We start from the raw sequence: 25,865 nt of genomic DNA, 5'->3' as shown, positions 1-25,865 counted from the left end.
TGGCGGTTCGGCGGCTACTCGTCGTAAACCGTCCGTGCGAGGATCTGGACACGTCAGTGAGTACTTATGGAAGGCAGAACGTGGCAGAGCAGCTTTACGCCACCCTGAAGACCAGCCAGGGCGACATCCGGATCCGGCTCCTGCCGGACCACGCGCCGAAGACGGTCAAGAACTTCGTGGAGCTCGCACAGGGTGAGCGGGAGTGGACGAACCCCGAGACGGGGAAGAAGACCACGGACCGGCTGTACGACGGCACTGTCTTCCACCGCGTGATCCAGGACTTCATGATCCAGGGCGGCGACCCGCTGGGCAACGGCACCGGCGGTCCCGGCTACAAGTTCAGGGACGAGATCCACCCCGAGCTCGCCTTCGACAGGCCCTACCTGCTGGCGATGGCCAACGCGGGTCCGGGCACGAACGGCTCGCAGTTCTTCATCACCGTGTCGCCGACCATGTGGCTGACCGGCAAGCACACCATCTTCGGCGAGGTCACGGACCCGGCGAGCTGGAAGAACGTGGACTCCATCGCCGCCACGAAGACCAATCCGCGCACCGCGCGTCCGCTCAGCGACGTCGTCATCGAGTCGGTCGTCGTCGAGAGCCGCTGACAGACGCCGGGCGCGGCCGGGAACCAAACGGCACCGCCCGTCCGTACTGGATACGCGGGGCGGTGCACGGAGCCGGACCGCCAAGAGCCACACCTGGGGACCTAGGGACGGACCGATGGACCACTGCTACCGGCATCCGGGCCGCGAGACGGGCATCCGCTGCACGCGCTGCGAGCGTCCGGTCTGCCCGGAGTGCATGATCAGCGCGTCGGTCGGCTTCCAGTGCCCGGACTGCGTCCGCGAAGGTTCCGGTACGGGCCACCCCCCGGCCGCGAGCCGGCCCCGCACGATCGCCGGCGGCTCGGTAGCCGCCGACCCGCGGCTGGTGACGAAGATCCTTCTGGCGATCAATGTGGCGCTGTTCGTCGCGGTGCTGTCGCGCGAGGCGCTGGTCGACCAGCTCGATCTCGTCGGTCTCGCGTTCAGCCGTTCGTCGCTCCAGGTCGTCGGCGTCGCGGACGGTGAGTGGTACCGCTTGATCACGGCGGTGTTCCTGCACCAGGAGTTCTGGCACATCGGATTCAACATGCTGGGCCTGTGGTGGCTCGGCGGCCCCCTGGAGGCGGCGCTGGGCCGGGCCCGGTTCCTCGCGCTCTACCTGCTGTCCGGCCTCGGGGGCAGCGCGCTCACCTATCTCGTGGCCGCGCCGAACCAGCCCTCGCTCGGCGCTTCCGGTGCGATCTTCGGGCTGCTGGGCGCCACCGTCGTCCTGATGCGCCGCATGAACTACGACATGAAGCCGGTTCTGGTGCTTCTCGCGCTGAACCTGCTCTTCACGTTCACCTGGTCCGGCATCGCCTGGGAGGCGCACGTCGGCGGGCTCGTCGCCGGGACCCTGGTGGCGATCGCCCTCGTGCACGCGCCGCGTGAGCGCCGGGCGCTGGTGCAGTACGGCGCCTGTGGGCTGATCCTGCTGGCGACCGCCGGGATCGTCGTGGCGCGGACTCTGATGCTCACATGAGCCCTGGTGGCGTCGATTGCGCGCACGTTGTCCACAGAGCCCGGTGTGCATTGTGCATTCAGGTGGAAAGTGCGGGAACAGCTGTGCCCCTCGTCGCTGAACTGGCTTTTTCCCAGGCAGGACAAGGGGCAGGCCGTAACTTTTAACTGCCCGGCAGGGCCTCGGCAGTCACACCGGCGTCAACACGCTGTGAGTTATCCACAGATCGTCTGACCTTTCCCCACCGTGTGGACAACGCTGTGGATAACCTCTGGTCAGAGCTTGCGCGGGGCGCTTACTTCCACTGCGTGGAGACACCGAAGCCGGCGGCGATGAAGCCGAACCCGACCACGATGTTCCAGTTGTCGAAGCTCTGGATCGGCAGGTCGCCCTCGGTGACGTAGAAGACGACGATCCAGGCGAGCCCGATCAGGAAGAGCGCCAGCATCACCGGAGCCACCCAGCTCCGGTTCGTCAGCCTGATGGCGGTCGCCTGCTTCGACGGCGCCGGCGGCGGCGTGAAGTCTGACTTCTTGCGGATACGTGACTTCGGCACGAGGGACTCTCCTGTCGATGCGCTGCGTTACCGCGCAGGGAACTGTGGCTGGTGCCCGGTGCGGGCACAACGGGGAGCACTGCCTCCCCCGGGCGTCCGTTAGCGTAGTGCTTCCGCGGCGTCGAAGGAGATAAGGGTACGTTGAGCAATTCTGCCGACTCTCCCACCGAACCCGCCCGGCGCCCCGCGCTGCGGCCGGTCAGGCTGCTGACGGCCGGGGTCTTCGCGCTCGCCGGGCTGATCTTCGTGACCAGCTTCAACACGGCCAAGGGCACCAATATCCGGACCGACGCCTCGCTGCTGAAGCTCTCCGACCTGATCGACCAGCGCAGCCACAAGAACAAGGAGCTGGGCGAGTCGACGGCGGCCGTACGCGACGACGTGGACGCGCTCGCGGAGCGCGGCGACAGCAGTACGCGGGCCGAGGACGCCAGGCTCAAGGCGCTGGAGGCGTCCGCCGGCACCCAGAAGCTGTCCGGTCCGGGTCTCACCGTCACGCTCGACGACGCCCCGCCGAACGCCACGGCGAACCCCGGCTACCCCGATCCGCAGCCCAACGACCTGGTCATCCACCAGCAGGACCTCCAGGCGGTCGTCAACGCCCTGTGGCAGGGCGGCGCGAAGGGCATCAGGGTCATGGACCAGCGGCTGATCTCCACCAGCGCGGTGCGCTGCGTCGGGAACACGCTGATCCTCCAGGGGCGGGTCTACTCGCCGCCGTACAAGGTCACGGCGGTCGGCGACCGGGACCGGCTCCAGAGTGCGCTGACGGCGTCCACGGCGCTCCAGAACTACCAGCTGTACGTGAAGGCGTACGGCCTCGGCTGGAAAGTCGACGAGCACGAGGCGGTGACTCTTCCCGGCTACTCGGGCACAGTGGATCTCCACTACGCGAGGCCCGTCGAGTGAGCGGGGGAGCCGATGGCGGTGCGCGGACGGCCGGTGCGCGGAGGGCCGGTGCGGCTGGTCGTCAGGACCTTCAGTGAACTGTGCCTGACCGTAGGCACCTTGATCGTGCTCTTCGTCGCGTACGTGATGTTCTGGACGGGGGTCAAGGCCGCCGAAGCGAGCGACGGACAGATCGACCGGCTCCAGGACACCTGGGCGCGCAGCCCTCTCGCCGCCCCCGCGCCGGGGCCGGAGGCCGAGACCGCACCGCGGGCCCCCGGGGCGTACGAGCCGGGCAGGCCCTTCGCCGTGATGTACGTGCCGCGCCTGGGCAGGGACTGGGACTGGCCGGTCCTGGAGGGCACGGGGACGAAGACGCTCCAGAAGGGGCTCGGCCACTACGCGGGGACCGCGCGGCTCGGCGAGACGGGGAACTTCTCCGTCGCAGGACACCGCCGTACATACGGAGACCCCTTCAAGGATTTCCCCCGGCTGCGGCCGGGTGACGCGGTGGTGCTGACGGACGGGGCGACCTGGTTCACGTACCGGATCGTGAACAAGCCGTACCGGACCGTTCCCGGGGACATCGGTGTGATCGACGACGTTCCGCGGAAGGCCGGCTTCGACGGTCCCGGGCGCTATCTGACGCTGACGACGTGCGAGCCGGAGTGGGGCAGCAGCCACCGGCTGATCGTCTGGGCGCACCTCGACGCCACGCAGCCCGTCGCGGACGGCAGGCCGCGCGCATTGAGCGGCTGACCCACGCGCCTTCCCCGTCGCCCTTTACTCTGGGTTCCGACCGAACGGAAGGGACAGCATGTACGGCTGGATCTGGCGGCATCTGCCGGGCAACACATGGGTGCGGGCGTTCCTCGCGCTCGTACTGGTCCTGGCGGTCGTCTACGCACTGTTCCAGTACGTCTTCCCGTGGGCGGAGCCGCTGCTTCCGTTCAATGACGTGACGGTGGACGGAGGGTCGGGCCAGTGAGCGCGCGGATCCTGGTGGTCGACAACTACGACAGCTTCGTCTTCAACCTGGTCCAGTACCTCTACCAGCTCGGCGCCGAGTGCGAGGTGCTGCGCAACGACGAGGTGGAGCTGAGTCACGCCCAGGACGGCTTCGACGGCGTGCTGCTCTCGCCGGGCCCCGGCGCTCCCGAACAGGCGGGCGTCTGCGTGGACATGGTGCGGCACTGCGCCACGACGGGTGTGCCGGTCTTCGGCGTCTGCCTGGGCATGCAGTCGATGGCCGTGGCGTACGGCGGTGTGGTGGACCGGGCCCCCGAGCTGCTGCACGGCAAGACCTCCCCCGTGACGCACACGGGCGTCGGCGTCTTCGCCGGGCTGCCCTCGCCCTTCACGGCGACGCGCTATCACTCGCTGGCCGCCGAACCGGAGGCGCTGCCCGCCGAGCTGGAGGTCACCGCGCGGACGGCCGACGGGATCATCATGGGCCTGCGCCACCGGGATCTGGCGGTCGAGGGTGTGCAGTTCCATCCGGAGTCGGTACTGACGGAACACGGCCACCTGATGCTGGCCAACTGGCTTGCCCGGTGCGGCTATCCGGGCGCGGTGGAGCGGGCGGCCGGGCTCGCGCCGGTGGTGGGCAAGGCCGCCGCGTGACGGAGCTCCGCCCCGAACACGACGCCGGCCGGGAAGCCTCGTACGGGCAGGGTGCGTACGGGGCGGCAGGCGCGTTCGAGGCGGCGGTGGACCGGCTCGCGGATCCGCTGAACGATCCGCTGCCGGGGCAGGAGGGGCGGCCGTCGGCGCCGCCGCCCGCGCCGGACCCGGAGCCCGATGAGACCTCGCCGTGGTTCCGGTCGGCGACGGTGCCGCAGGCGCAGACGCGGAAGCCCGCGTACGACCAGCCCCAGCAGCCCCACCAGCCCCAGCAGCCGCACGAGGCGTACGGACAGCCGGTGCGGCAGCAGCCCGCCGTACATCAGTCCGTGCATCAATCCGTACACCCGTCCGTACAGCAGGCCGCGCAAGAGCCCCAGAGGCCCCTCCAGCGGCCGCAGGAGGCGTACGGCGTCCCGGGCGCCGCCCAGGACTGGTACGGCCCCCAGGGGCCCGTACCGGCCCCCGGGCCGACAGCGGCACCCGAACCGGCACCCGAACCGGCCAACGCCCCGGAACCCACCCCCGCCCCCGCGCCCGCGTTCGACGACGAGACCGTGGCACTGCGGACGGAGGACACCCGGCGAATAGCCGAGCCGGCGCCCGTCACCGGTGGCCGCGCGGAGCGGCGCAGGGCCGCCAAGGGCAAAGGGGGCCGGGGCAAGGCCGTCTCCGGGGCGAAGGCGGGAGAGAAGGCGGCAGCGGACAGTGCCGAGCCGCCGCGCTCCCGCGTCGAGGCCCGGCGCGCCGCCCGCGCCGCGAAGGACGGTCCGGCCGTCGTCGCGAGCCGCTTCTTCGGCGAGCTGTTCATCTCGCTGGGCGTGCTGATGCTGTTGTTCGTCACGTACCAGCTGTGGTGGACGAACGTCCGGGCCGGTCTGTTCGCGGGCCAGGAGACGGACAAGATCCAGGAGGGCTGGGCGAACGGGCGCAAGCCCGGGGCGTTCGAGCCCGGCCAGGGCTTCGCGATCATGCACATCCCCAAGCTCGACGTCGTCGTCCCGATCGCCGAGGGCATCGACAAGAAGCGGGTCCTCGACAACGGCATGGTGGGGCACTACGCGGAGGGCCGGCTCAAGACGGCGATGCCGTCGGACAAGCGGGGGAACTTCGCGGTGGCGGGTCACCGGAACACGCACGGCGAGCCGTTCCGCTACATCAACCAGCTGGAACCGGGCGATCCGATCGTGGTGGAGACGCAGGACACGTACTACACGTACGAGATGACGAGCATCCTGCCGCAGACTTCTCCTTCGAACGTGAGCGTGATCGGACCGGTGCCGCCGGGGTCGGGGTTCACCAGGCCCGGCAGGTACATCACGCTGACGACCTGCACGCCGGAATTCACGAGTACGTACCGAATGATCGTGTGGGGCAAGATGGTCGACGAACGGCCGCGCGCCAAGGGGCAGCCCGACGCACTCGTCGGCTGAGAACGGGCCGGGCGGACGTATGGGACTTGAGGGACGGGGACGGGTGCGGTGGCAGCCAGGACGACCGAGCAGGACGAGCAGACCGGCACGCCCGTGCCCGCGTCGGCACCCGGGACGGGGCGGAGGAAGCGTGGGCGCGTCGCGGGCGCGGTCAGCCTCTTCGGCGAGCTGCTGATCACGGCGGGCCTGATCCTCGGGCTCTTCGTCGTCTACTCGCTGTGGTGGACGAACGTGCTGGCCGACCGCGACGCCGACCGGCAGGGCAACGAGGTGCGCGACCGGTGGGCGGGCGGCCCCGGGGCCCTCGACACCAAGGACGGCATCGGGTTCCTGCACGTACCGGCGATGAAGAACGGCGAGGTGCTGGTCCGCAAGGGTACCGACGCGAAGGGCCTGAACCGCGGTGTCGCCGGTTACTACACGGACCCGGTGAAGTCGGCGCTGCCGGCCGACAAGCAGGGCAACTTCTCGCTGGCGGCGCACCGGGACGGGCACGGCGCGAAGTTCCACAACATCGACAAGCTCAAGGACGGCGACGCGATCGTCTTCGAGACGAAGGACACCTGGTACGTCTACAAGGTGTACGCGAAGCTTCCCGAGACCTCGAAGTACAACGTGGACGTACTGAAGCCGGTCCCGAAGGAGTCGGGCAAGAAGAAGCCGGGCCGCTACATCACGCTGACGACGTGCACGCCGGTCTACACGTCGAAGCACCGGTACGTCGTGTGGGGCGAGCTGGAGCGTACGGAGAAGGTGGACAGGCACCGTACGCCGCCGGCGGAGCTGCGCTAGCGGTCGTCGCGCACGAGAGGGGCCCGGGGCCGCACCTTCGATGTGCGGCTCCGGGCCCTTTCCCGTTCGCCGTCCCGTGCGGCTTCTTGTGCGCCTCTCGGGCGTCCTCTCGTGCGGCGTCTCGTGCGGCTGGACGCGCGCCGTCTCGTGCGGCTGGACGCGCGGCGTCGAGGGGGAACGCGCGAAGGGCCGTGGACTTCTGTCGAAGTCCACGGCCCTTCCCATGTCTGCCGGAGGCTAGTCGCTCTCGCCGCCCCGGCCGAACGCGCCGCCGAAGAGGCCGCCGGCGTCGTTGCCGCCGTTGTTGCCCCCGTTGTCGCCGCCGCCGTCACCGCCGCCGCCGCCGGCCGCGGTGGTGAGGTTGACCGCCGTGCCCTTGGGGACCTGCTGGCCGGCCGCGGGCTGCGGGAGGATGACGATGGCATCGTCGTCCTGCGGGCCGGTGACCGTGCCGACCGTCAGTCCGGCGTCCTCGATCGCCTTGCGGGCGTCCTTGAGCTTCTGGCCGGTCACGGGCGGCACCGCGACCTGCTCCGGCTGGGCCGGTGCCTTCGCGACCGTCAGGGTGACGGTGCCGCCCTTGTCCGTCTGGCTGTTGCCGACGGGGTCCTGCTTGATGACCGTGCCCGGTGCCTCGGTGGACTCTTCGTCGTTGCGGGCGACCTGGAAGCCGAGGTCCGAGAGCTGCTTGCTGGCCGCGTCGAAGGGCTGGCCGACCACGGGCGGAACGTCGGCCTTGGTGGACTTGGCGATGGAGATGGTGATCGTCTCGCCCTTCTCCGCCTTCGTGCCGCCCTCCGGGTCCTGGTCGATGACCGTGCCGGCCGTCTTCTCGGACTCGACCGACTCGGTCTCGACGGAGAAGCCCTTCGCCTCGAGGTTCTCCGTGGCCCGGTCCTTGGTCTGGTCCATGACGTCGGGGACCTCGATCTTCGGCGCGCCCGTGGAGACGACGACCGTGACGGTCGAGCCCTGCTCGACCTTCTCGCCGCTCGACGGGTTCTGCTCGCAGACGTTGCCCTTGGGCTGGTTCTCGCACTCCTTGCGCTCGCCGACCTTGACCGTCAGGTCGCCCTCCGTGGCGAGGTCTCTGGCCCGGTCGAGTTTCTCGCCGATCAGCGTCGGCACCGTCACGTCGCCGGGGCTCTCCTCACCGGGGAAGAGCGACTTGCCGATCAGGATGGCGCCGACGAGGACCAGGATGCCCGCGAGGACGAGCAGGATCGTCGAGGTGTTGCTCTTCTTGTTCTGCTGCCTGCGGCGGTCCGGGCGGTCGTCGTAGCCGTAGCCGCCGTCGTCCGGATTGACCGGCGGGAGCATCGAGGTGGGGGCGCCGCCGGTGTCGGCCGAGCGCAGCGCCGTGGTGGGCTGGTCGTCGCCGTGGCCGCCGTAGCCGCCGTAACCGACCGAGCCGAGGGCGGAGGTGGCCGCGACGGGCTGGCCGTCGAGGCACGCCTCGATGTCGGCGCGCATCTCGTCGGCGGACTGGTAGCGGTAGTCGGGGTCCTTGACCAGCGCCTTCAGGACGATGGCGTCCATCTCGGGCGTGATCTCGGGGTCGAAGTTCGACGGCGGCTGCGGCTCTTCCCGTACGTGCTGGTAGGCGACCGCGACCGGGGAGTCCCCGATGAACGGCGGCCGTACGGTCAGCAGCTCGTACAGCAGGCAGCCGGTGGAGTAGAGGTCGGACCGCGCGTCGACCTGCTCGCCCTTGGCCTGCTCCGGGGAGAGGTACTGGGCGGTGCCGATGACGGCGGCGGTCTGGGTCATGGTCATGCCGGAGTCGCCCATGGCGCGGGCGATGCCGAAGTCCATGACCTTGACCTGGCCGGTGCGCGTCAGCATGACGTTCGCCGGCTTGATGTCGCGGTGGACGATCTGGGCGCGGTGCGAGTACTCGAGGGCCTGGAGGATGCCCACGGTCATCTCCAGGGTGCGCTCGGGCAGCAGCTTGCGGCCGGAGTGCAGGAGCTCACGCAGGGTCGACCCGTCGACGTACTCCATCACGATGTACGGGATGGAGACGTTGTCGACGTAGTCCTCACCGGTGTCGTAGACCGCGACGATCGCCGGATGGTTCAGCGAGGCCGCCGACTGGGCCTCGCGGCGGAACCGGGCCTGGAAGGACGGGTCGCGGGCGAGATCCACCCGCAGCGTCTTCACGGCGACGGTGCGGCCGAGCCGGGTGTCGTGCGCGATGTAGACCTCGGCCATGCCACCACGGCCGAGCACCGAGCCCAGCTCGTACCGGCCGCCGAGGCGACGCGGCTCTTCCATAGCTAATCCAGCCCTCTCCGTCTGTCCCGACCGCACCTGTGTGTGGTCCGGCGGTGTGCTGTCCGCGCATACGGTACCGGGCGGCCCGTATCTGGTCCGCCCGTGACCGCCGAGCGGTACCCGTCGGGTACCGCGACGTGGGCGTACGCGCCCGTCAGGTGACCGGCGTCACTTCTGCCTGTCGAGGACCGCCTGCATCACGTCCTTCGCGATGGGGGCCGCGAGACCGCCGCCGGAGATGTCCTCGCGGTTGGCGTTGTCGTCCTCGACGACGACGGCGACCGCGACCGGGGAGCCTTCGTCGGTCTTGGCGTACGAGATGAACCAGGCGTAGGGCTTCTCGCTGTTGTCGACGCCGTGCTGGGCGGTGCCCGTCTTGCCGCCGACGGTGACGTCGGGGATCTTGGACCGGGTGCCGGTGCCCTCGTTGACGACCGTCTCCATCATTTCCTGGAGCTTCTGGGCGTTCTCCGGGGAGAGCGGGGTGCTCATCTCCTCGGGGCTCGTCTTCTCCAGGACGTCCAGGTTCGGATCGGTGAGCCGGTCGATCATGTACGGCTTCATCAGCTTGCCGTCGTTGGCGATGGCGGCGGTCACCATGGCCATCTGGAGCGGGGTGGCGGCGGTGTTGAACTGGCCGATGGAGGAGAGGGCCGTCTGGGCCTTGTCCATGTCCTTGGAGAAGACGCTCGCGTTGGAGCGGACGGGCACGAACTGCTGCTCGTTGAAGCCGAACTTCTCGGCGGTCTCCAGCATCTTCTCGTTGTCGAGGTCGGCGCCGATCTTGCCGAAGACCGTGTTGCAGGACCACTGGAGCGCGACCCGGAGGCTGGCGTTCTTGCAGGGGTGGTTGCCGTCGTTCACCAGGTTCTTGGTGGACAGCGGAAGCTTCCACGGCAGCGGCGAGTCGGTCTTCGCGTCGACGTCGTCGTACAGGCCGTGCTCCAGCGCGGCGGCCGCCGTGACGACCTTGAAGGTGGAGCCGGGCGGGTACGTCTCGCGCAGCGCGCGGTTCGTCGTCGGCTTGTCCGGGTCCTTCTCGTACTGCTGCCAGTTCTTCACGTCCTCGTCGGTGTTGCCGGCGACGCGTGAGGGGTCGTACGAGGGGGTGCTGGCGAGGGCGAGGATCGCGCCCGTCTTCGGGTCGATCGCCGCGACGGCGCCCTTGCGGCTGCCCAGGCCCTTGTAGGCGGCTCGCTGGGCGGCGCCGTTGAGGGTGGTGACGACGTGGCCGCCCTGCTTCTTGTCGCCGGTGAACATCGAGAGCGTACGGTCGAAGAACAGGCGGTCGTCGGTGCCGGTGAGGATGTCGTCCTCGATGGACTCGATCTGGTTGGAGCCCATCCGCTGTGACGTGAAGCCGGTGACGGGCGCCCACATCGGGCCGTCCTTGTAGGTCCGCTGGAACTTGAAGTCGCCGCTCTTCGACTCCTTGGACCCGGTGATCGCCTTGCCGTCCACGATGATGTCGCCGCGCTTGTGGGCGTAGCGGTCGATCAGGACGCGGCGGTTGTTCGGGTCCTTGGAGAGCTCGTCGGCCTTGACGTACTGCACCCAGTTGACGCGTACGAGCAGGGCGAGGATGAGCAGGCCGCAGAAGATCGCGACCCGGCGCAGGGGCTTGTTCACGGGCGGACCACCTGGGTCATCTCGGCGTCGGACGTAGGTGCGGGCGCGGGCGCGGGCCTGCGCGCGGTGTCGCTGATGCGCAGCAGGATGGCGATGAGCGCCCAGTTGGCGATGACGGAGGAGCCGCCCTGCGCGAGGAACGGCATGGTCATGCCGGTCAGCGGGATGACGCCGGTGACGCCGCCGGCGACCACGAAGACCTGGAGGGCGAAGGCGCCGGAGAGGCCGATCGCCAGGAGCTTGCCGAAGGGGTCGCGGGCGGCGAGTGCGGTGCGTACGCCGCGCTCGATGAGGAGGCCGTACACGAGGATGATCGCCATGAGGCCGGTGAGGCCCATTTCCTCACCGACGGTGGCGAGGATGTAGTCGCTCTTGGGGGCGATGCCGCCGATGAGGCGCGAGTAGCCCTGGCCGAGCCCGGAGCCGAAGAGGCCGCCGGAGCCGAAGGCGTAGACGGCCTGGGCGGTCTCGGTGACGCCGCCGTTCTGGAGGGCGAGGGGGTTGAGCCAGTTCTCGACGCGGGACTGCACGTGGCCGGCGAAGGAGGCGACGCCGACGGCGCCGGCGGCGCTGAGGGTGAGGCCGAAGACGACCCAGCTGGTGCGCTCGGTGGCGACGTACAGCATGATCACGAAGAGGCCGAAGAAGAGCAGCGAGGTGCCCAGGTCGGTCTCGAAGATCAGGATCATCAGGCTGATCGCCCAGATGGCGAGGATCGGTCCGAGGTCGCGGCCGCGGGGCAGGTACATGCCCATGAAGCGACGGCTGGCCAGGGCGAGCGCGTCGCGCTTCACCATCAGGTAGCCGGCGAAGAAGACCGCGATGATGATCTTCGCGAACTCGGCGGGCTGGAGCGATCCGACACCGGGGATGGTGATCCAGATTCGTGCGCCGAACTTGGCCGGGAAGAACATCGGCAGGATCAGCAGCACGAGGGCCACGACCATCGAGATGTACGTGTAGCGCTGGAGTACGCGGTGGTCCTTCAGGAACAGCAGGACGCCCAGGAAGAGGGCGACGCCGAGCGCCGACCAGATCATCTGCTTGGGTGCCATCGCGCCGCCCACGGCGGCGGTGGTGATGGACGGCTCCAGGTCGAGCCGCCAGATCAGCACCAGTCCGAGCCCGTTGAGCAGGGTGGCCAGGGGCAGCATCAACGGGTCGGCGTACGGCGCGAACTTGCGCACCATCAGGTGCGCGACGCCCGCGAGCAGGCTGAGTCCGAGGCCGTAGCCGAGCATGCCCGCGGGCAGGCTGCCGTCCTTGGCGAGGCCGACATTGGCGTACGCGAAGACCGGGATGATGACGGCGAACGCGAGCATGGCCAGCTCGGTGTTGCGCCGGCTCGGCGCTTCGATCGCGCCGATGGTGGTCGTGTTGGTCACAACGCTCATTTGGTAAGGCCCCCTACGGCTTTACGGCTTACCGCACTGCGAGACCAGCTTCTGCTCTTCCTCGGAGAGGCTGGGGCCAGGAGTGGGCGTAGCTGTAGCCGTCGGAATCTTCTGGGTGGTCTGGGTCGTGGCGCCGGAGCCGGTCGTGCCGCCCGCTTCGCCCTCGCCCGTACGTGCGTCGTTCTCGCGGTTCTCGCGCTCCGCCTTTTCGCGCTCCGCCTTCTCGCGGGCCTCGCGCTCGGCCTTGCGGCGCTCCTCGTCCTTCTTGCACGCGGATGCCTGGGTGCCGAGCTCGGTGACCTTCTCGCGCGCGTCGGTGAGGCTGCCCTCGGTGATGGTCGCCTCTACCTGCTTGCGCTGGTAGGGCGGGAGGTACTTGAGTTCGATCTCGGGGTGGTCCTTCTCGACCTTCGAGAGGGAGACCCAGGCGAGGTCCTGGCTGATGCCCCGGTAGAGCGCGACGTGTTCCTCGTTGGCGCCGACGTAGTACTGCGTCTGCGTCCAGCGGTAGCCGCCGTAGAGGCCGCCGCCGACGACGGCGACCGCGAGCGCCAGGTACAGCGTTCTCTTGAACCACTTGCGGCCGGCGCGCGGCTTGACGAAGTCCTCGTCGCTGTACGCGCCGAAGGCGCCGTCGGGGGCGCCTCCGTAGCCGCCGGTGTCACCGCTGCCGGGCGGGCCGAACGCGCCGCCCGGTGCGGCCTGCGGGGGGACGGGCCTGCCGAGGCCCGCCGCGCGGCCCGCGGGGGTCTGCATGGCGCCGCCGTCGTTGGCCTGGAGCTGGTTCTCGGCGACCGCGCCGACCACGACCGGGGTGTCGTTGAGCTGCCCGGCCAGGGTGTCGTTGCCGTCGACGTCCAGGACGTCCGCGACGATGCAGGTGATGTTGTCGGGTCCGCCGCCGCGCAGGGCGAGCTGGATGAGCTCCTGCACGGTCTCCTGGGGGCCGTGGTAGCTGGCGAGCGTCTCCTCCATCGTCTGGTGGGAGACGACGCCGGACAGACCGTCGGAGCAGATCAGGTAGCGGTCGCCGGCCCGGACCTCGCGGATGGAGAGGTCGGGCTCCACGTGGTCGCCACTGCCCAGCGCGCGCATCAGCAGGGAGCGCTGCGGGTGGGTGGTGGCCTCTTCCTCGGTGATGCGGCCCTCGTCGACGAGGCGCTGCACCCAGGTGTGGTCCTGCGTGATCTGGGTCAGTACGCCGTCGCGCAGGAGGTACGCCCGTGAGTCGCCCACGTGCACGAGACCGAGGCGCTGCCCGGTCCACAGGAGGGCGGTGAGCGTGGTGCCCATGCCTTCCAGCTGCGGGTCCTCCTCGACCATCATGCGCAGCTGGTCGTTGGCCCGCTGCACGGCGGTGCCGAGCGAGGTCAGGATGTCCGAGCCGGGTACGTCGTCGTCGAGGGTGACCAGGGTCGAGATGACCTCGGAGCTGGCCACCTCGCCGGCGGCCTGTCCCCCCATGCCGTCGGCGATGGCGAGAAGGCGTGGGCCGGCGTAACCGGAGTCCTCGTTGCCTTCCCGGATCATGCCTTTGTGCGATCCGGCGGCGAAGCGCAGTGACAGACTCATGCGCACCTCGCCCGTCGGCTCCGGGTACATCCGCACGGTGCCCACCCTCCGGTCGGGAGCCTGCGGAGATCCGTTGTGGGGACCGCCGCGGCTCGCTCGCTCCGCTCGCGCTCAATCATGACGTGGCACTACTTCCGCAGCTCGATGACGGTCTTGCCGATGCGGATCGGCGCGCCCAGCGGAATGGGGGTCGGGGTGGTGAGTCGGGTCCGGTCGAGATACGTGCCGTTGGTGGACCCGAGATCCTCGACGATCCACTGGCCGTCACGGTCCGGGTAGATCCTGGCATGACGGCTGGACGCGTAGTCGTCGTCCAGCACGATCGTCGAATCGTGCGCCCGCCCCAGCGTGACGGTCTGCCCCTGGAGGGCCACCGTCGTGCCGGTGAGCGTGCCTTCGGACACCACCAGCTTGGTGGGGGCGCCGCGGCGCTGGCGCTGCTGCGGCGGCGCCGCAGCCTGTTGCTGGCGTCCGGTCTGCGGCGGCCTGGCGTCGGCGGACGCGGTGCGGCGTGAGCCGCGCTGCGTGACCCGCGTACCGAACAGATCGCTGCGGATGACCTGGACGGCCACAATCACGAACAGCCACAGAACAGCCAGGAAACCTAGCCGCATGACCGTCAGGGTCAGCTCTGACATTGCCCCCGCTTCACCCTTCGGCTTGCCGATAAACGATGGTCGTGCTGCCCACGACGATCCGCGAGCCGTCGCGGAGCGTAGCGCGGGTGGTGTGCTGTCCGTCTACCACGATGCCGTTGGTAGACCCGAGATCCTGGATCGTCGGGGGCGTTCCGGTCCGGATCTCACAGTGCCGGCGCGATACGCCGGGGTCGTCGATCCGCACGTCGGCTTCGGTGCTGCGGCCCAGCACCAGCGTCGGGCGGGACATCTGATGGCGTGTGCCATTGATCTCGATCCAGCGCCGCGTCTGCGCGCCCGGCATCGGGCCGGGGCCCGCGCCGGGGGCGGGCGGCCTGCCGGACACGGCTGCCGGCCCGCCGGGCCGTGCGCCGTGCGCCGGCGGCGGGGCGGCGGGCATGGGAGGCGCTCCGGGAGCGGCCGACGGCGGGTAGCCGTAGCCGCCGCCGCGAGGGGCGGCGGGTGCGGGGCGGCCGGGGGCCGGGCTCTGCGCGGGGGCGGCCTGCGACGTGCTCGACGCGAGCGTGCGGCTGCGTACGCGGTAAAGACCGGTGTCGAGGTCTTCGGCCTTCTCCAGGTGGACCTTGATGGGGCCCATGAAGGTGTAGCGCTGCTGCTTCGCGTAGTCGCGGACCAGGCCGGAGAGCTCGTCACCGAGCTGTCCGGAGTACGGGCTGAGGCGCTCGTAGTCCGGGGTCGAGAGCTCGACGATGAAGTCGTTGGGAACGACGGTCCGCTCGCGGTTCCAGATCGTGGCGTTGTTGTCGCACTCGCGCTGGAGGGCGCCGGCGATCTCGACAGGCTGGACCTCGGACTTGAAGACCTTGGCGAAGGTGCCGTTGACCAGACCTTCGAGACGCTGCTCGAAACGCTTCATGACTCCCATGGGGCACCTCCTCCGTCGTTGCCGTCCTGGTACTGCTTACTGATCGTATCCACGCGTCGGGAAATCGGCTGGTTCCCCTTGTCTGCACAGCGGATGAGTGTCACCTCTCACAGGGATCGTAGAGGTGGCCTGATGACAGTGTCCCGCACCCGGCGAGCACTCTGGAGGAGTGGGTGACGGGCGGCGGCGTTCCCTCGGGCGTTCCTCTTGTCGTGCGGTGCGCGTTCTCGCGCTTTCCCGCCCGTTCTCGTCCTCGTCGCCGTCCTTCGTCGCCGTCGTCCTGCTGTGCCCGCGGCGGTGCCGCCTGTCTTGTTCCCCTCCCTGTGCCCCTCCCTGTCTCCCTCTCGTTCCCCTCCTCGGGTCCCCCCGAACAACGCGTGTGAATCCACCCTGGCCACCGTGCTAATCTTCTGCATGTCGTCAGGCGCTCGCACAAACCAGTGAGAGATTCGAACGGCACCACTCATGCGCGAGTGGCGGAACGGCAGACGCGCTGGCTTCAGGTGCCAGTGTCCTTAGGGACGTGGGGGTTCAAATCCCCCCTCGCGCACTTGGTTGGACCCTGATTCGGGCCCCATCGTTGACCACGATGGGGTCCGTTTCTTTTTGCGTTGCACATGGTGTTTTCGGGGTGGGGGATCTCGCAGTGGCCCGTCGGAGGATCGCCGGGGTCGTGGCCGTGGTGTTCACGGCGCTGGCCGGCGCTCAGCAGGTGTTGCTGGTGGCGGGGTACGGGGGGTGGCTGCCGGGGTGGCAGCCGTGGCCGTACCTGCTCGTCGCCGCACCGGCCTGGCTCATATCCAGGCCGCTGTGGGGGGAGCGAATACCCCTTCCATGGCGGCGGATTGAAGATGTGCTGCGGCGGATTCCTTCCTGGGCGTACCTGGTGGGGGCGCTGGCGGCGGCCGCCGGGGTGTGGGCGGTGCTTCAGGATTTCGAGCCGTACCTCGGTCACGAGGAGGCGGTGTACGCGAACAAGGCGCGCTCCTGGGTGAGCGGGACGCCGGACGCGGGGTGGGGTCTCTACCGGCCCGTGGGGCTTCCGGCGCTGGGGGCCGTGGCCCTGTGGCTGGGCGGTGACGGCTCCGGGGTGGGTACAGACGGCTCGGGGATGGGCGGTGACGGCTCTCAGGCGGGCGCGCTGCGGGCGGTGGCGCTCGTGCTGACGCTGGGAACGCTGACTGTGACGTATCTCGTGGCGGCGGCCTGGACTTCGCGGCGGCGTGCGGTGGTGGTCGTGCTGGTGCTGCTGAGCGGGCTGGGGTTCCTGCGCAGGGTGCCGGAGTACCTGAACGACATCGGGGCGACCGGGCTGCTGCTGGTCGTCGTCTTCCTGCTGGTGCGGGCGCAGGAGAAGCCGGGTTCACGGGCGCTGTGGGGCGTGCCGGTCGTGGTGCTGGCCGCCTTCTATCTGCGGTACGGCGTGGTGGGGAACCTGCTGGCCGTAGGGCTCGCGGCGGTCTTCGCGTACGGGCCGCGCGCGTGGATGGCGCAGGGGCGGCGGCTGGCCGGCGCGGCCGTTGTGCTGGTGATCGGGCTCGTACCGCATCTGGTTCACGCCGTACGGGAGACGGGGTCGCCGCTCGGGATGGTGATGTCGGCGACTTCGCAGGCCAATCGCGCGTACGTGGGTGACGGGTTCGTCTACTACCTGGCGGTCTTTCCGTACCGGCTGGCCGGGGACCTGGGCGCGGTGGTGATGGTCGCGGGGCTGTGGGCGGCCGGGGCGGCGCTGCGGCGCGTGCGGGCTTCGCGGGCCGGGGCTTCGGTTGAGGCGGGGGCTTCGCGAGCAGGGACTTCGCACGCGGGGTGGGCGAGTGCTTCGCGGGGGGCGGCGGCGGGTGCTTCGTGCGGGATGCGGGCGGACGACCGGCGGCGGGTGTTCCTCGGTACGGCCGCTGTGCTGGTCTTCGTGGTCCTCGGAGTGGCGACGGACGGGGAGCCGCGGTTCGTCTATCTCGCGGTGGTCCTGCTCACGGTGCTCGGAGTGCAGGCGGTGGCCGAACTGGCGGGGGCGGCGTGGGGGGCACCCGTGCTGGCCGCCGTGGCGGCGCTGGCGGGACTGACGGTGCTGGGGACGACGCAGGTCGTGGCCCACGGTGCGATGCCGGGCCCGACCCGGCTGGCCTGGTCGATGGTGCCGGTGGCGCGGGAGATCGGGGCGGCGGCGCAGGGGCGGCCGTGCCTGGTGGTGACCGGGTACGAGCCGGAGTTCGGCTGGTACTCCGGCTGCGACGCCGTGACGTACGCCCAGTACCGGAAGCTCCGGGTGCCCGAGGGGACGCTGGTGAGCCTGGTGGTCTTCGAGCGAGGGCGGCTCCAGCCGGACGCGGCGGGGCTGGAACGGCTGACCGCGGGGCGGGAGACCGGCGTACGAACGATTGGGACGGACGGGCCGGTGGGGGCGGCGACGGTCGTCACGCTGCGGTAGGCGCCGTCTCCTTTGTCCACAGGGGGAGACGGGTGTCGGTGCCCGGCGGTACGGTCGTGAGCAGTTGATGTTGGCGGGCCGGGCGGTCGGGTGCCTTCGTGGCCCGGTGGCCTGGCGGCCTGGTGGTTCGGCGGGTTGGGCGGTTCGGCGGGGGACGTCGGTGACCGGTCTGCCGGTCTGCCGGCCGGTGCTGTGCGAGGACGGGGAGGCGGTGCACGATGGCCGAGAACGAGACGGTGTTTTCCGGGTTCGGCGGGGAGCGTATTCCGGTGGTGCCCGGCTTCGCCCGGTGCGGGTCGGAGGAGGAGCCCTCGCAGTCGCCCAAGGCTGAGGGCAAGGCGCTGCGCTCACGGGTGCCCAGGGCGTCGCACGACTCGCTCGTGCTCGCCGTGCAGCGGCCCGACGCGGTGCGGGCGGTCGAGGAGTCGAATCGCGGCCGGGTGCCCGAACTGGCCCCGATACGGGTGGGGCGGATGGCCGCGTCCCCGTTCGCGTTCCTGCGGGGTGCGGCCGGACTGATGGCGCACGACCTGGTGGGGACGCCCGTGACCGGAGTCGCCGCGCAGATATGCGGTGACGCCCACGCGGCGAACTACGGCCTGTACGGCGATGCGCGCGGCCGCCTGGTCATCGACCTGAACGACTTCGACGAGACCGTCGTCGGCCCGTGGGAGTGGGACGTCAAACGGCTCGCCACTTCGCTCGTGCTGGCGGGGCGCCAGACGGGAGCCGACGAGGACATATGCCGGCAGGCGGCCTTCGACGCGGTCGGGGCGTACCGGCGCACGATGCGGCTGCTCGCCCGGATGCCGGTGCTGGACGCGTGGAACGCGATCGCCGACGAGGAACTCGTCTCGCACGCCGACGCGCGCGATCTGCTCGGCACGCTGGAGCGCGTCTCGGAGAAGGCCCGTAACAACACCAGCGCGCGGTTCGCCGCCAGGGCGACGACCGAGGGGCCGGGGGGGACCCGGCGGTTCGTGGACGCACCGCCGGTGCTGCGGCGGGTGCCGGACGGGGAGGCGGCCGCGGTCGCCTCGGCGCTGGGCGGGTATCTGAAGACGCTTCCCGAGGACCGGCTGCCGCTGCTCGCGCGGTACGCGATCCACGACGTGGCGTTCAGGGTGGTCGGCACGGGCAGCGTCGGCACGCGGTCGTACGTGGTGCTGCTGATCGACCACCGGGGCGAGCCGCTGGTGCTCCAGGTGAAGGAGGCGCGGGCCTCGGCGCTGACGCCGTACCTGCCTCTCGCCGGCTTCGACGCGCCGCCGGCCGGGCACGAGGGGCGGCGGGTGGTGCTCGGGCAGAAGCGGATGCAGGTGGTGAGTGACAGTCTGCTGGGCTGGGCCGAGGTGGACGGGCGGCCGTTCCAGGTGCGGCAGTTCCGCAACCGCAAGGGCAGCGTGGATCCGGCGGCGCTGGAGCCCGGGCATCTCGACGACTACGGGCGGATGACCGGGGCGCTGCTGGCGCGGGCCCACGCGCACAGCGTCGATCCGCGGCTCGTCGCCGGGTACTGCGGGAAGAACGAGGAGTTCGACGAGGCGGTGGGGCGCTTCGCGGTGGCGTACGCGGACCGTACGGAAGCGGATCACGCGGTTCTGGTGGCGGCGGTGAAGGACGGGCGAACGGCGGCGGAGCACGGGGTGTGACGCGGCGGTCGGCGGTGGTCCGGCGCGGGGGTGGCGGGGTTGGGAGCGCGGGCACCCCGGGCGCCCGTACGCTGGTCGGGTGACTCAGGAAGCTCCCGGGGAGCCGACGACCCGGAACGACGACGCGCAGGACCCGCACGCGGCCGGGCACCGGGCCGCCGGCCAGCAGGCCGCCGGTGGTGATCAGGAGGCCGCCGGGCAGGGCGCTGAACAGGGCGCTGGGCAGAGCGCTGAACAGGGCGCTGGGCAGAGTGCCGGCCAGGGCGCTGGGCAGAGCCAGGGCCTGGAATCCGGCCAGAGCCCGGACCAGGGCCGGGCTCAGGACCAGGAGCGGCCGGAGGCGCGGCTGGAGAGGGCCGTGCGTGCGGCCGAGCAGGCGCTGATCGAGTTCGAGATCGCGGTGGAGACCTTCCGGGTCGAGGTGGAGAACTTCTCCCGGCTCCACCACCAGAAGCTCGGCCCGATGTACGCACGCCTCGACGAGCTGGACGCCCGGATCGCAGAGGCCACGGCCGCCCGTACCGGCGATCCGGAAGACCGCCGCCGCGCCGACGAGGCACGGGCGGTCGTCATGCCCATGCCGGGCGTCGAGGAGCTGTTCCACGACTGGATGGACTCGGACGGCCTTTCGCCCGAGGCTTCGGCGATGCTCACCGACCAGCGGGTGCAGCCGCCGAGGCGGGTCCGGCCGACCGAGGAGGCCCGCAAGCTCTACCGCGAGCTGGCCCGCAAGGCGCACCCGGACCTGGCGCAGGACGATGCGGAGCGCGGGCGCAGGGACGAGTTCATCACCCGGGTCAACGCGGCGTACGGGCGCGGTGACGTGGACCAGTTGCGCGCGCTCGCCGAGGAGTGGGCCGCCGGGCCGGTGCCCGAGCGGCAGCAGCCCGAGCGGGACGAGCTCTATGCCCGGCTGGAGTGGCTTTCGCAGCGCAAGGAGCTGCTGGCGGTGGTCGCGCGGGAGCTGGAGGACAGCGCCATCGGTTCGATGCTGCGGATGGCCCCCGAGGACCCTGACCGGCTGCTGGAAGAGATCGCCGAGCAGCTGCTCGCGCAGGTCGCCGAGCGTGAGGCGGATCTGGCGAAACTGGTGCAGTAGGTTGCCGGACGGGCAACCACTGCGGCACCGGCCGCCGGGCCGCTGTGACGGGCACACTGTTTACGTACATGTAGGTGCGTGTAGGTACGTGTAGGTACGAGAGAAGGCATGACCCATGAATTTCGCCCCGCTTCCTTCCGTCGACGCCGCGAAGGTGCCGTCGGACGGCTTCGTGCTGGACGTAAGGGAGAACGACGAATGGGCGGCCGGTCACGTCGAGGGCGCGCTGCACATCCCGATGAGCGACTTCGTGAGCCGCTTCGGTGAGCTCACCGAAGCGGCGGAGGACGGTCGGCGGGTGCACGTCATGTGCCGGGTCGGCGGCCGTTCCGCGCAGGTCACGCAGTACCTGGTGCAGCAGGGCGTGGACGCGGTGAACATCGACGGCGGGATGCTCGCCTGGGACGGTGCCGGACGCCCGATGGTCACCGAGAGCGGAATCCCGGCCTTCGTTCTCTGACCCGTCCTCTCCGGTTCTCCGGCCTCCGTTGCACCTGCCGGTCCGGACGGTGTTCAGCTGAGTCCACGGTTCAGCCGAGGGGGTGGGCCGCCAGTAGATCGCCGAGGGCTTCCTCGTGGGCGGCGGCCGGGCCGAGTGAGAGCTCGATCTGTTTGGCCCACGCGTGGTAGCGGTGCAGGGGGTAGTCGGTGTCCGCGCCGAAGCCGCCGTGCAGGTGCTGCGCGGTCTGGACGACCCGGCGTACGCCGTCGGAGGCCCAGATTTTCGCCACCGCGACATCCCCCGTGACCGGCAGCGCGCCGGGCGCCCCGGTGGCCAGCCGCCAGGCGGCCTGCCAGAGGGTGGCTTCCATGGCGCGCAGATCGATGTAGCGGTCCGCCGCCTGGACGGCCACGGCCTGGAAGGTGGCGACGGGGAAGCCGAACTGTTCGCGCTTGCCCGTGTATTCGCTCGTCATGGCCAGTACGCGCTCGCCGAGCCCCAGCGCCAGGGCGCAGGTTCCGGTGGTGAGGAGATCGCGCAGCCACTCCCAGGCGCCTTCGGCGCCGATCATCCGGTGGGCGCTGATCCGTACGGCTTCGAGGCGGACCTCCGCGAAGCGTTCACCGCTGGTGGAGACCTGGTCGGCCAGGGTGACGCCCGGTTGGTCGCGGGGGACCAGGGCGAGCACGGCGCGGCCCGCGCCCGTGTGCGCGGGCACGGCGATACGGTCCGCGCACTGAGCCCAGGGGACGCCCGTCTGGACGCCGTCGAGCAGCCAGTCGTCGCCGTTGCGCCGCGCCGTGACGGCGAGCTCCGCCGGGTCGTGCCCGGTACGGCCGTTGGCGGCGGCTGTCAGCACCAGCTCACCGCGGCCGACGCGAGGGAGGACCTCGGCGGCCAACTCGGCGGCTCCGTAAGCCTGTACGGCCATAGCGACCGCACTGGTCTCCAGCAGCGGTACGCGCGCGAGTACCTTCGCGGACTCGCGGAGCACGAGGCAGAGCGCGATGGGGTCGAGGCCCGCGCCGCCGTGTTCGGCGGCGAGGACCAGGCTCAGCAGGTCGGACCCGGCGAGCCTGGCCCACAGCGGGCGGTCGAAGTCCTCGGCGACCGCGCCCTGGGTGAGTGCGGGGCTCGGTACCCGGTCGGGCGCGACGCCCGAGAAGACCGCCTTCGCCGCCTCGACCGCCGCCTGCTGCTCCTCGGTGAAGGTGAAGTCCACGTCCCAGCCCTCCCGTGCCCCGGATGCCGCGTACACATCTGACGTCTGACGGAGCGTCAAGATAGAACACGTTCCTGAAAATGAACACAGTCGGGCCGGATGGCCTCAGCGGTCGAAGTCCAGCTCCACTTCGGGCGTCGCCGGATGCGACTGGCACGCCAGGACGTAGCCGGCGTCGGTCTCCTCGGGCTCCAGCGCGTAGTTGCGGTCCATCCGCACCTCGCCGGAGACCAGGAAGGCGCGGCACGTTCCACAGACGCCGCCCTTGCAGGCGTACGGCGCGTCCGCGCGGCTGCGCAGCACCGTCTCCAGCAGCGATTCGCCGTCCAGGACGGGCCAGTTGCCCGACCGGCCGTCGAGTGTGGCGGTGAGTGTGCTGCTCGCGGGGGCCGCCACGGGACTGCTGGTGACCGTTCCGGTGCCGTCGTCGACGTGGAAGATCTCCTCGTGGATACGGTTCCTGGCCACCCCGAGCCCGCGCAGGGCGCGCTCCGCCCCCTGGACGAGTCCGAAGGGCCCGCACAGGAACCAGCCGTCCACATCTGCCACCGGCAGCAGCGCCGGCAGCAGCCGGGTCAGCCGCTCCTCGTCGAGGCGGCCCGACGGCAGCCCCGCCTGCTGCTCCTCCCGCGAGAGCGCGGTGACCAGCTGGAAGCGGTCCGGGTAGCGGTCCTTGAGGTCGGCCACCTCCTCCAGGAACATCGTCGAAGCCGCCGTGCGGTCGCTGCGCAGCAGGCAGAACGTGGCGTCCGGCTCCCGGGCGAGCAGCGTGGACGCCATCGACAGCACCGGCGTGATGCCGCTGCCGCCCACGACGGCCGCGAAGCGGCCGGGGCGCGGCTCCAGAACGAAGCGGCCCGCCGGCGCCATCGCCTCGACGGTGTCGCCGACGGCCAGTTCCTTGAGGGCGTACGTCGAGAAGTCGCCGCCGTCGACCAGCCGGATGCCCACCCGCAGCACGGGCTCCCGCGGCGCTTCGGTGGCCGGGGCGCAGATCGAGTACGTACGGCGGATCTCCTCGCCGGCCACGACCCGGCGCAGCGCTATGTGCTGGCCGGGGGTGTGCCGGAAGGTCTCGCGCAGTTCGGGCGGCACGGCGAGGGTCACGGCCACGGAGTCGTCGGTGAGCCGCTCGACCTCGCGGACCCGGAGCGGATGGAACCCAGCCCGTCCGGCGTCTGAGGACAGCATCTACAACTCCTTGAAGTGGTCGAACGGTTCGCGGCAGGAGACACAGCGGCGCAGCGCCTTGCACGCGGTGGAGGAGAACCGGCTGAGCAGCTCGGTGTCCGTGGAGCCGCAGTGCGGGCAGCGCACCGACAGCGTGAGGGGTACGGGTCCGCCGTCGGCGGGCTGGGGGCGCGGCGGTGCTATGCCGAACTCCGTGAGCTTGCGGCGGCCCTCCGCGCTGATGTCGTCGGTCGACCAGGCGGGGGACAGGACCGTGCGGACCGTGACGTCCAGTATGCCGTGGTCGTGGAGCACCCGCTCGATGTCCGAGGACATCGCCTCGATCGCCGGGCAGCCGGTGTACGTCGGGGTCAGCTCGACCTCGACCCGGCCGGGACCGGAGACGTGGACGGCGCGCAGGACGCCGAGCTCCTCCAGGGTGAGCACCGGCAGCTCCGGGTCGGGGACCGAGCCCGCGACCTGGCGCAGCTCGGCCTCCAGGTGCGTCTCGGTCACCATGTCGCCCCCGGGTGGCTGCGGTGCAGGTGCTGCATCTCGGCGATCATCAGCCCGAACGGCTCGGTGTGGAGGCCCTGCCGGCCCGCTCCCGCCGCCCAGGCGCCGCTGCGCGGCCCGTCGGGGACGGTCAGCGTCGCCCGCTCCAGCACGGCGCCGACCGACTCCCGCCAGCCGTCCTCCAGCTTCTGCCGGTCGACGTCCAGGCCCTCGACGGGCTGGAACATCTCGCCGGTGAACCGCCACAGGGCGTCGCAGCCCCGCTGCATCCGCGCGTGGCTCTCCTCGGTGCCGTCGCCGAGGCGCAGCGTCCAGTGCTCGGCGTGGTCCTGGTGGTAGGCGACCTCCTTGACGGCCTTCGCCGCCAGCGGCGCGAAGGGGCCGTCCCCTGCCGCCAGCTGCCCGTACAGCAGCTTCTGGTAGGTGGAGAAGTAGAGCTGGCGGGCGATGGTGTGGGCGAAGTCGCCGTTCGGCTGCTCGACCAGCTGGAGGTTGCGGAAGGCCCGCTCCTCGCGGAGGTAAGCGAGCTCGTCCTCGTCGCCGACGAGGGAGAGCAGGACGCGTGCCTGCCCGAGCAGGTCCAGCGCGATGTTCGCGAGGGCCACTTCCTCTTCGAGCACCGGCGCGTGTCCCGCCCACTCCCCCAGCCGGTGCGACAGCACCAGTGCGTCGTCGCCCAGGGCGAGAGCCGCGGGCGCGAGTGCGGCGGCCTCGGGTGCGGCCTCAGGTGCGTGGTTCACAGGTGCCGCACTCCCTCGGGGATCTCGTAGAACGTCGGGTGCCGGTAGGGCTTGTCGGCGGCCGGTTCGAAGAACGGGTCCTTCTCGTCGGGCGAGGACGCGGTGATCGCGGCGGACGGCACCACCCACAGCGAGACACCCTCGGACCTGCGGGTGTAGAGGTCGCGGGCGTTGCGCAGGGCCATTTCCGCGTCCGGCGCGTGCAGGCTGCCGGCGTGGGTGTGGGACAGTCCGCGGCGCGAGCGCACGAACACCTCCCACATTGGCCAGTCGGAGTTCGTCATGCTGCTGCCTTCCCGTGCTTCGCGGCGTACGCGCTCGCCGCTTCCCGGACCCAGGCGCCTTCTTCGTGCGCCGTGCGCCGCTGTGAGATCCGCTGCTCGTTGCAGGGACCGTTGCCCTTCAGTACGTTCCAGAACTCGTCCCAGTCGATCGCGCCGAAGTCGTACTGGCCGCGCTCCTCGTTCCATCGCAGGTCCGGATCGGGGAGGGTGAGCCCGAGGGCCTCGGCCTGGGGGACCGCGATGTCGACGAAGCGCTGGCGCAGCTCGTCGTTCGAGTGGCGCTTGATCTTCCACGCCATGGACTGCGCCGAGTGGGCCGACTCGTCGTCCGGCGGGCCGAACATCATCAGTGACGGCCACCACCAGCGGTCCACCGCGTCCTGGGCCATCGCGTGCTGCTCCGGCGTCCCCTTGCTGAGGTGGAGCAGCAGCTCGTACCCCTGCCGCTGGTGGAAGGACTCCTCCTTGCAGATGCGGACCATCGCGCGGGCGTACGGCCCGTAGGAGCAGCGGCACAGCGGCACCTGGTTGGTGATCGCGGCGCCGTCCACGAGCCAGCCGATGGCGCCGACGTCGGCCCACGTCAGCGTGGGGTAGTTGAAGATCGACGAGTACTTCTGGCGGCCGGAGTGGAGCTTGTCGAGCAGCTCTTCGCGGCCGGTGCCGAGAGTCTCGGCGGCGCTGTAGAGGTAGAGGCCGTGCCCTGCCTCGTCCTGCACCTTGGCCATCAGGATGGCCTTGCGGCGCAGGGAGGGGGCGCGGGTGATCCAGTTGGCCTCCGGCTGCATGCCGATGATTTCGGAGTGGGCGTGCTGGGCCATCTGGCGGACCAGCGAGGCCCGGTAGGCGTCGGGCATCCAGTCCCGGGGCTCGATGCGCTCGTCGGCCGCCACGGCGGCGTCGAACGCCGCTTCGTGCGCGGCCGCGCCGTCCGCCTGTCCGGCCTGTGCCCCAGCCGTCGTACGGTCCGCAGCTGCTGTAGCCATCCGAGCCCCCTGCCGTCCCTGCCGACTGCTTCCCCGCCGGCGTCCCGACCGACCGATCGTTCGGTCCGATGACTTCAATGGTGAGTC

At 70.6% G+C, this 25,865-nt stretch carries 25 protein-coding genes and 1 tRNA gene; 13 read left to right on the top strand and 13 right to left on the bottom strand.

The window, feature by feature from the left end:
* Window positions 1-80: 80 nt before the first annotated feature.
* Both AS594_RS17390 and AS594_RS17385 read left to right on the top strand, forming a co-directional pair.
* Window positions 81-608 (top strand): peptidylprolyl isomerase, encoded by a 528-nt coding sequence (locus tag AS594_RS17390; RefSeq protein ID WP_069927920.1) that lies wholly within the window; start codon window positions 81-83, stop codon window positions 606-608.
* Window positions 609-723: 115 nt separating this feature from the next.
* Entirely contained in the window at window positions 724-1,569 is an 846-nt protein-coding gene (locus AS594_RS17385) for a rhomboid family intramembrane serine protease (protein ID WP_069927919.1), read from the top strand.
* Between the two features lie 274 nt (window positions 1,570-1,843).
* On the opposite strand, the gene crgA is transcribed toward AS594_RS17385, so the two are convergent.
* A complete protein-coding gene (gene crgA / locus AS594_RS17380; protein WP_069927918.1) occupies window positions 1,844-2,104 on the bottom strand; it encodes a cell division protein CrgA in 261 nt (86 codons plus the stop codon).
* Window positions 2,105-2,245: 141 nt separating this feature from the next.
* On the opposite strand from crgA, the gene AS594_RS17375 reads away from it, so the two are divergent.
* The 6 genes from AS594_RS17375 to AS594_RS17355 are packed head-to-tail and all read left to right on the top strand — an operon-like array spanning window position 2,246 to window position 6,840.
* Window positions 2,246-3,013: a DUF881 domain-containing protein gene (locus tag AS594_RS17375; protein WP_069927917.1), complete on the top strand. Its 768-nt coding sequence runs from the start codon at window positions 2,246-2,248 to the stop codon at window positions 3,011-3,013.
* Window positions 3,014-3,031: 18 nt separating this feature from the next.
* Window positions 3,032-3,751 carry a class E sortase gene (locus AS594_RS17370; protein ID WP_240509037.1) on the top strand — a complete coding sequence of 240 codons (720 nt, stop codon included), beginning with the start codon at window positions 3,032-3,034 and terminating at the stop codon, window positions 3,749-3,751.
* A gap of 58 nt (window positions 3,752-3,809) precedes the next feature.
* A complete protein-coding gene (locus AS594_RS44700) occupies window positions 3,810-3,980 on the top strand; it encodes a hypothetical protein (protein ID WP_167368027.1) in 171 nt (56 codons plus the stop codon).
* Complete coding sequence (locus AS594_RS17365; RefSeq protein ID WP_069927915.1) at window positions 3,977-4,615, top strand: aminodeoxychorismate/anthranilate synthase component II; 639 nt, start codon at window positions 3,977-3,979, stop codon at window positions 4,613-4,615. The genes AS594_RS44700 and AS594_RS17365 overlap by 4 nt, the downstream gene beginning before the upstream one ends.
* Window positions 4,612-6,048, top strand: coding sequence for a class E sortase (locus tag AS594_RS17360; protein WP_069932661.1), 1,437 nt, complete (start codon window positions 4,612-4,614; stop codon window positions 6,046-6,048). Before AS594_RS17365 ends, AS594_RS17360 begins: the two co-directional genes overlap by 4 nt.
* 48 nt (window positions 6,049-6,096) lie before the next feature.
* The gene (locus AS594_RS17355) at window positions 6,097-6,840 is read left to right on the top strand and encodes a class E sortase (RefSeq protein WP_069932662.1); all 744 of its coding nucleotides are present in this window, start codon (window positions 6,097-6,099) and stop codon (window positions 6,838-6,840) included.
* Window positions 6,841-7,077: 237 nt separating this feature from the next.
* Here the strand turns inward: AS594_RS17355 and pknB are convergent, their stop codons facing one another.
* The 6 genes from pknB to AS594_RS17325 all read right to left on the bottom strand — a co-directional run bounded on the left by pknB (window position 7,078) and on the right by AS594_RS17325 (window position 15,236).
* Window positions 7,078-9,117 (bottom strand): Stk1 family PASTA domain-containing Ser/Thr kinase, encoded by a 2,040-nt coding sequence (gene pknB / locus AS594_RS17350; protein WP_069927912.1) that lies wholly within the window; start codon window positions 9,115-9,117, stop codon window positions 7,078-7,080.
* Between the two features lie 168 nt (window positions 9,118-9,285).
* Window positions 9,286-10,746: a peptidoglycan D,D-transpeptidase FtsI family protein gene (locus AS594_RS17345; RefSeq protein ID WP_069927911.1), complete on the bottom strand. Its 1,461-nt coding sequence runs from the start codon at window positions 10,744-10,746 to the stop codon at window positions 9,286-9,288.
* Window positions 10,743-12,140, bottom strand: a complete 1,398-nt coding sequence (locus AS594_RS17340; RefSeq protein ID WP_069927910.1) for an FtsW/RodA/SpoVE family cell cycle protein — start codon at window positions 12,138-12,140, stop codon at window positions 10,743-10,745. Before AS594_RS17340 ends, AS594_RS17345 begins: the two co-directional genes overlap by 4 nt.
* Window positions 12,141-12,161: 21 nt before the next feature.
* The gene (locus AS594_RS17335; RefSeq protein WP_069933884.1) at window positions 12,162-13,712 is read right to left on the bottom strand and encodes a Stp1/IreP family PP2C-type Ser/Thr phosphatase; all 1,551 of its coding nucleotides are present in this window, start codon (window positions 13,710-13,712) and stop codon (window positions 12,162-12,164) included.
* A 128-nt stretch (window positions 13,713-13,840) separates the two neighbouring features.
* Window positions 13,841-14,350, bottom strand: a complete 510-nt coding sequence (locus AS594_RS17330) for an FHA domain-containing protein FhaB/FipA (RefSeq protein ID WP_069927909.1) — start codon at window positions 14,348-14,350, stop codon at window positions 13,841-13,843.
* 10 nt (window positions 14,351-14,360) lie between these two features.
* Window positions 14,361-15,236 (bottom strand): FhaA domain-containing protein, encoded by an 876-nt coding sequence (locus AS594_RS17325; protein WP_069927908.1) that lies wholly within the window; start codon window positions 15,234-15,236, stop codon window positions 14,361-14,363.
* Window positions 15,237-15,703: 467 nt separating this feature from the next.
* On the opposite strand from AS594_RS17325, the gene AS594_RS17320 reads away from it, so the two are divergent.
* The 5 genes from AS594_RS17320 to AS594_RS17300 all read left to right on the top strand — a co-directional run bounded on the left by AS594_RS17320 (window position 15,704) and on the right by AS594_RS17300 (window position 20,878).
* Window positions 15,704-15,786 (top strand) — tRNA-Leu (locus tag AS594_RS17320).
* A gap of 81 nt (window positions 15,787-15,867) precedes the next feature.
* Window positions 15,868-17,667 (top strand): glycosyltransferase, encoded by a 1,800-nt coding sequence (locus AS594_RS17315; protein WP_141747167.1) that lies wholly within the window; start codon window positions 15,868-15,870, stop codon window positions 17,665-17,667.
* A 218-nt stretch (window positions 17,668-17,885) separates the two neighbouring features.
* Window positions 17,886-19,319, top strand: coding sequence for a DUF2252 domain-containing protein (locus tag AS594_RS17310; protein ID WP_069927906.1), 1,434 nt, complete (start codon window positions 17,886-17,888; stop codon window positions 19,317-19,319).
* Between the two features lie 79 nt (window positions 19,320-19,398).
* On the top strand, window positions 19,399-20,418 hold the full coding sequence (locus AS594_RS17305; RefSeq protein WP_069932664.1) for a J domain-containing protein: 1,020 nt from the start codon (window positions 19,399-19,401) through the stop codon (window positions 20,416-20,418).
* Window positions 20,419-20,533: 115 nt separating this feature from the next.
* Complete coding sequence (locus AS594_RS17300; protein WP_069927904.1) at window positions 20,534-20,878, top strand: rhodanese-like domain-containing protein; 345 nt, start codon at window positions 20,534-20,536, stop codon at window positions 20,876-20,878.
* Window positions 20,879-20,948: 70 nt separating this feature from the next.
* Here AS594_RS17300 and AS594_RS17295 read toward each other — a convergent pair whose 3' ends face one another.
* From AS594_RS17295 to paaA, 6 genes are all read right to left on the bottom strand, one after another.
* Entirely contained in the window at window positions 20,949-22,082 is a 1,134-nt protein-coding gene (locus AS594_RS17295) for an acyl-CoA dehydrogenase family protein (protein ID WP_069932665.1), read from the bottom strand.
* Window positions 22,083-22,187: 105 nt separating this feature from the next.
* The gene (locus tag AS594_RS17290) at window positions 22,188-23,273 is read right to left on the bottom strand and encodes a 2Fe-2S iron-sulfur cluster-binding protein (protein ID WP_069927903.1); all 1,086 of its coding nucleotides are present in this window, start codon (window positions 23,271-23,273) and stop codon (window positions 22,188-22,190) included.
* Window positions 23,274-23,771 carry a 1,2-phenylacetyl-CoA epoxidase subunit PaaD gene (paaD, locus tag AS594_RS17285; RefSeq protein WP_069932666.1) on the bottom strand — a complete coding sequence of 166 codons (498 nt, stop codon included), beginning with the start codon at window positions 23,769-23,771 and terminating at the stop codon, window positions 23,274-23,276.
* Window positions 23,765-24,508 (bottom strand): 1,2-phenylacetyl-CoA epoxidase subunit PaaC, encoded by a 744-nt coding sequence (paaC, locus tag AS594_RS17280; protein ID WP_069927901.1) that lies wholly within the window; start codon window positions 24,506-24,508, stop codon window positions 23,765-23,767. The genes paaD and paaC overlap by 7 nt, the downstream gene beginning before the upstream one ends.
* Window positions 24,505-24,792: a 1,2-phenylacetyl-CoA epoxidase subunit PaaB gene (gene paaB, locus AS594_RS17275; protein WP_069932667.1), complete on the bottom strand. Its 288-nt coding sequence runs from the start codon at window positions 24,790-24,792 to the stop codon at window positions 24,505-24,507. The genes paaC and paaB overlap by 4 nt, the downstream gene beginning before the upstream one ends.
* Window positions 24,789-25,778 (bottom strand): 1,2-phenylacetyl-CoA epoxidase subunit PaaA, encoded by a 990-nt coding sequence (paaA, locus tag AS594_RS17270; RefSeq protein ID WP_069927899.1) that lies wholly within the window; start codon window positions 25,776-25,778, stop codon window positions 24,789-24,791. The genes paaB and paaA overlap by 4 nt, the downstream gene beginning before the upstream one ends.
* Between the last annotated feature and the right edge of the window lie 87 nt (window positions 25,779-25,865).

Origin of the sequence: Streptomyces agglomeratus (assembly GCF_001746415.1) — a bacterium.
GTDB lineage: Bacteria > Actinomycetota > Actinomycetes > Streptomycetales > Streptomycetaceae > Streptomyces > Streptomyces agglomeratus.
The sequence above is the reverse complement of the archived record's forward strand: the minus strand, read 5'-3'. Positions and strand labels throughout refer to the sequence as shown.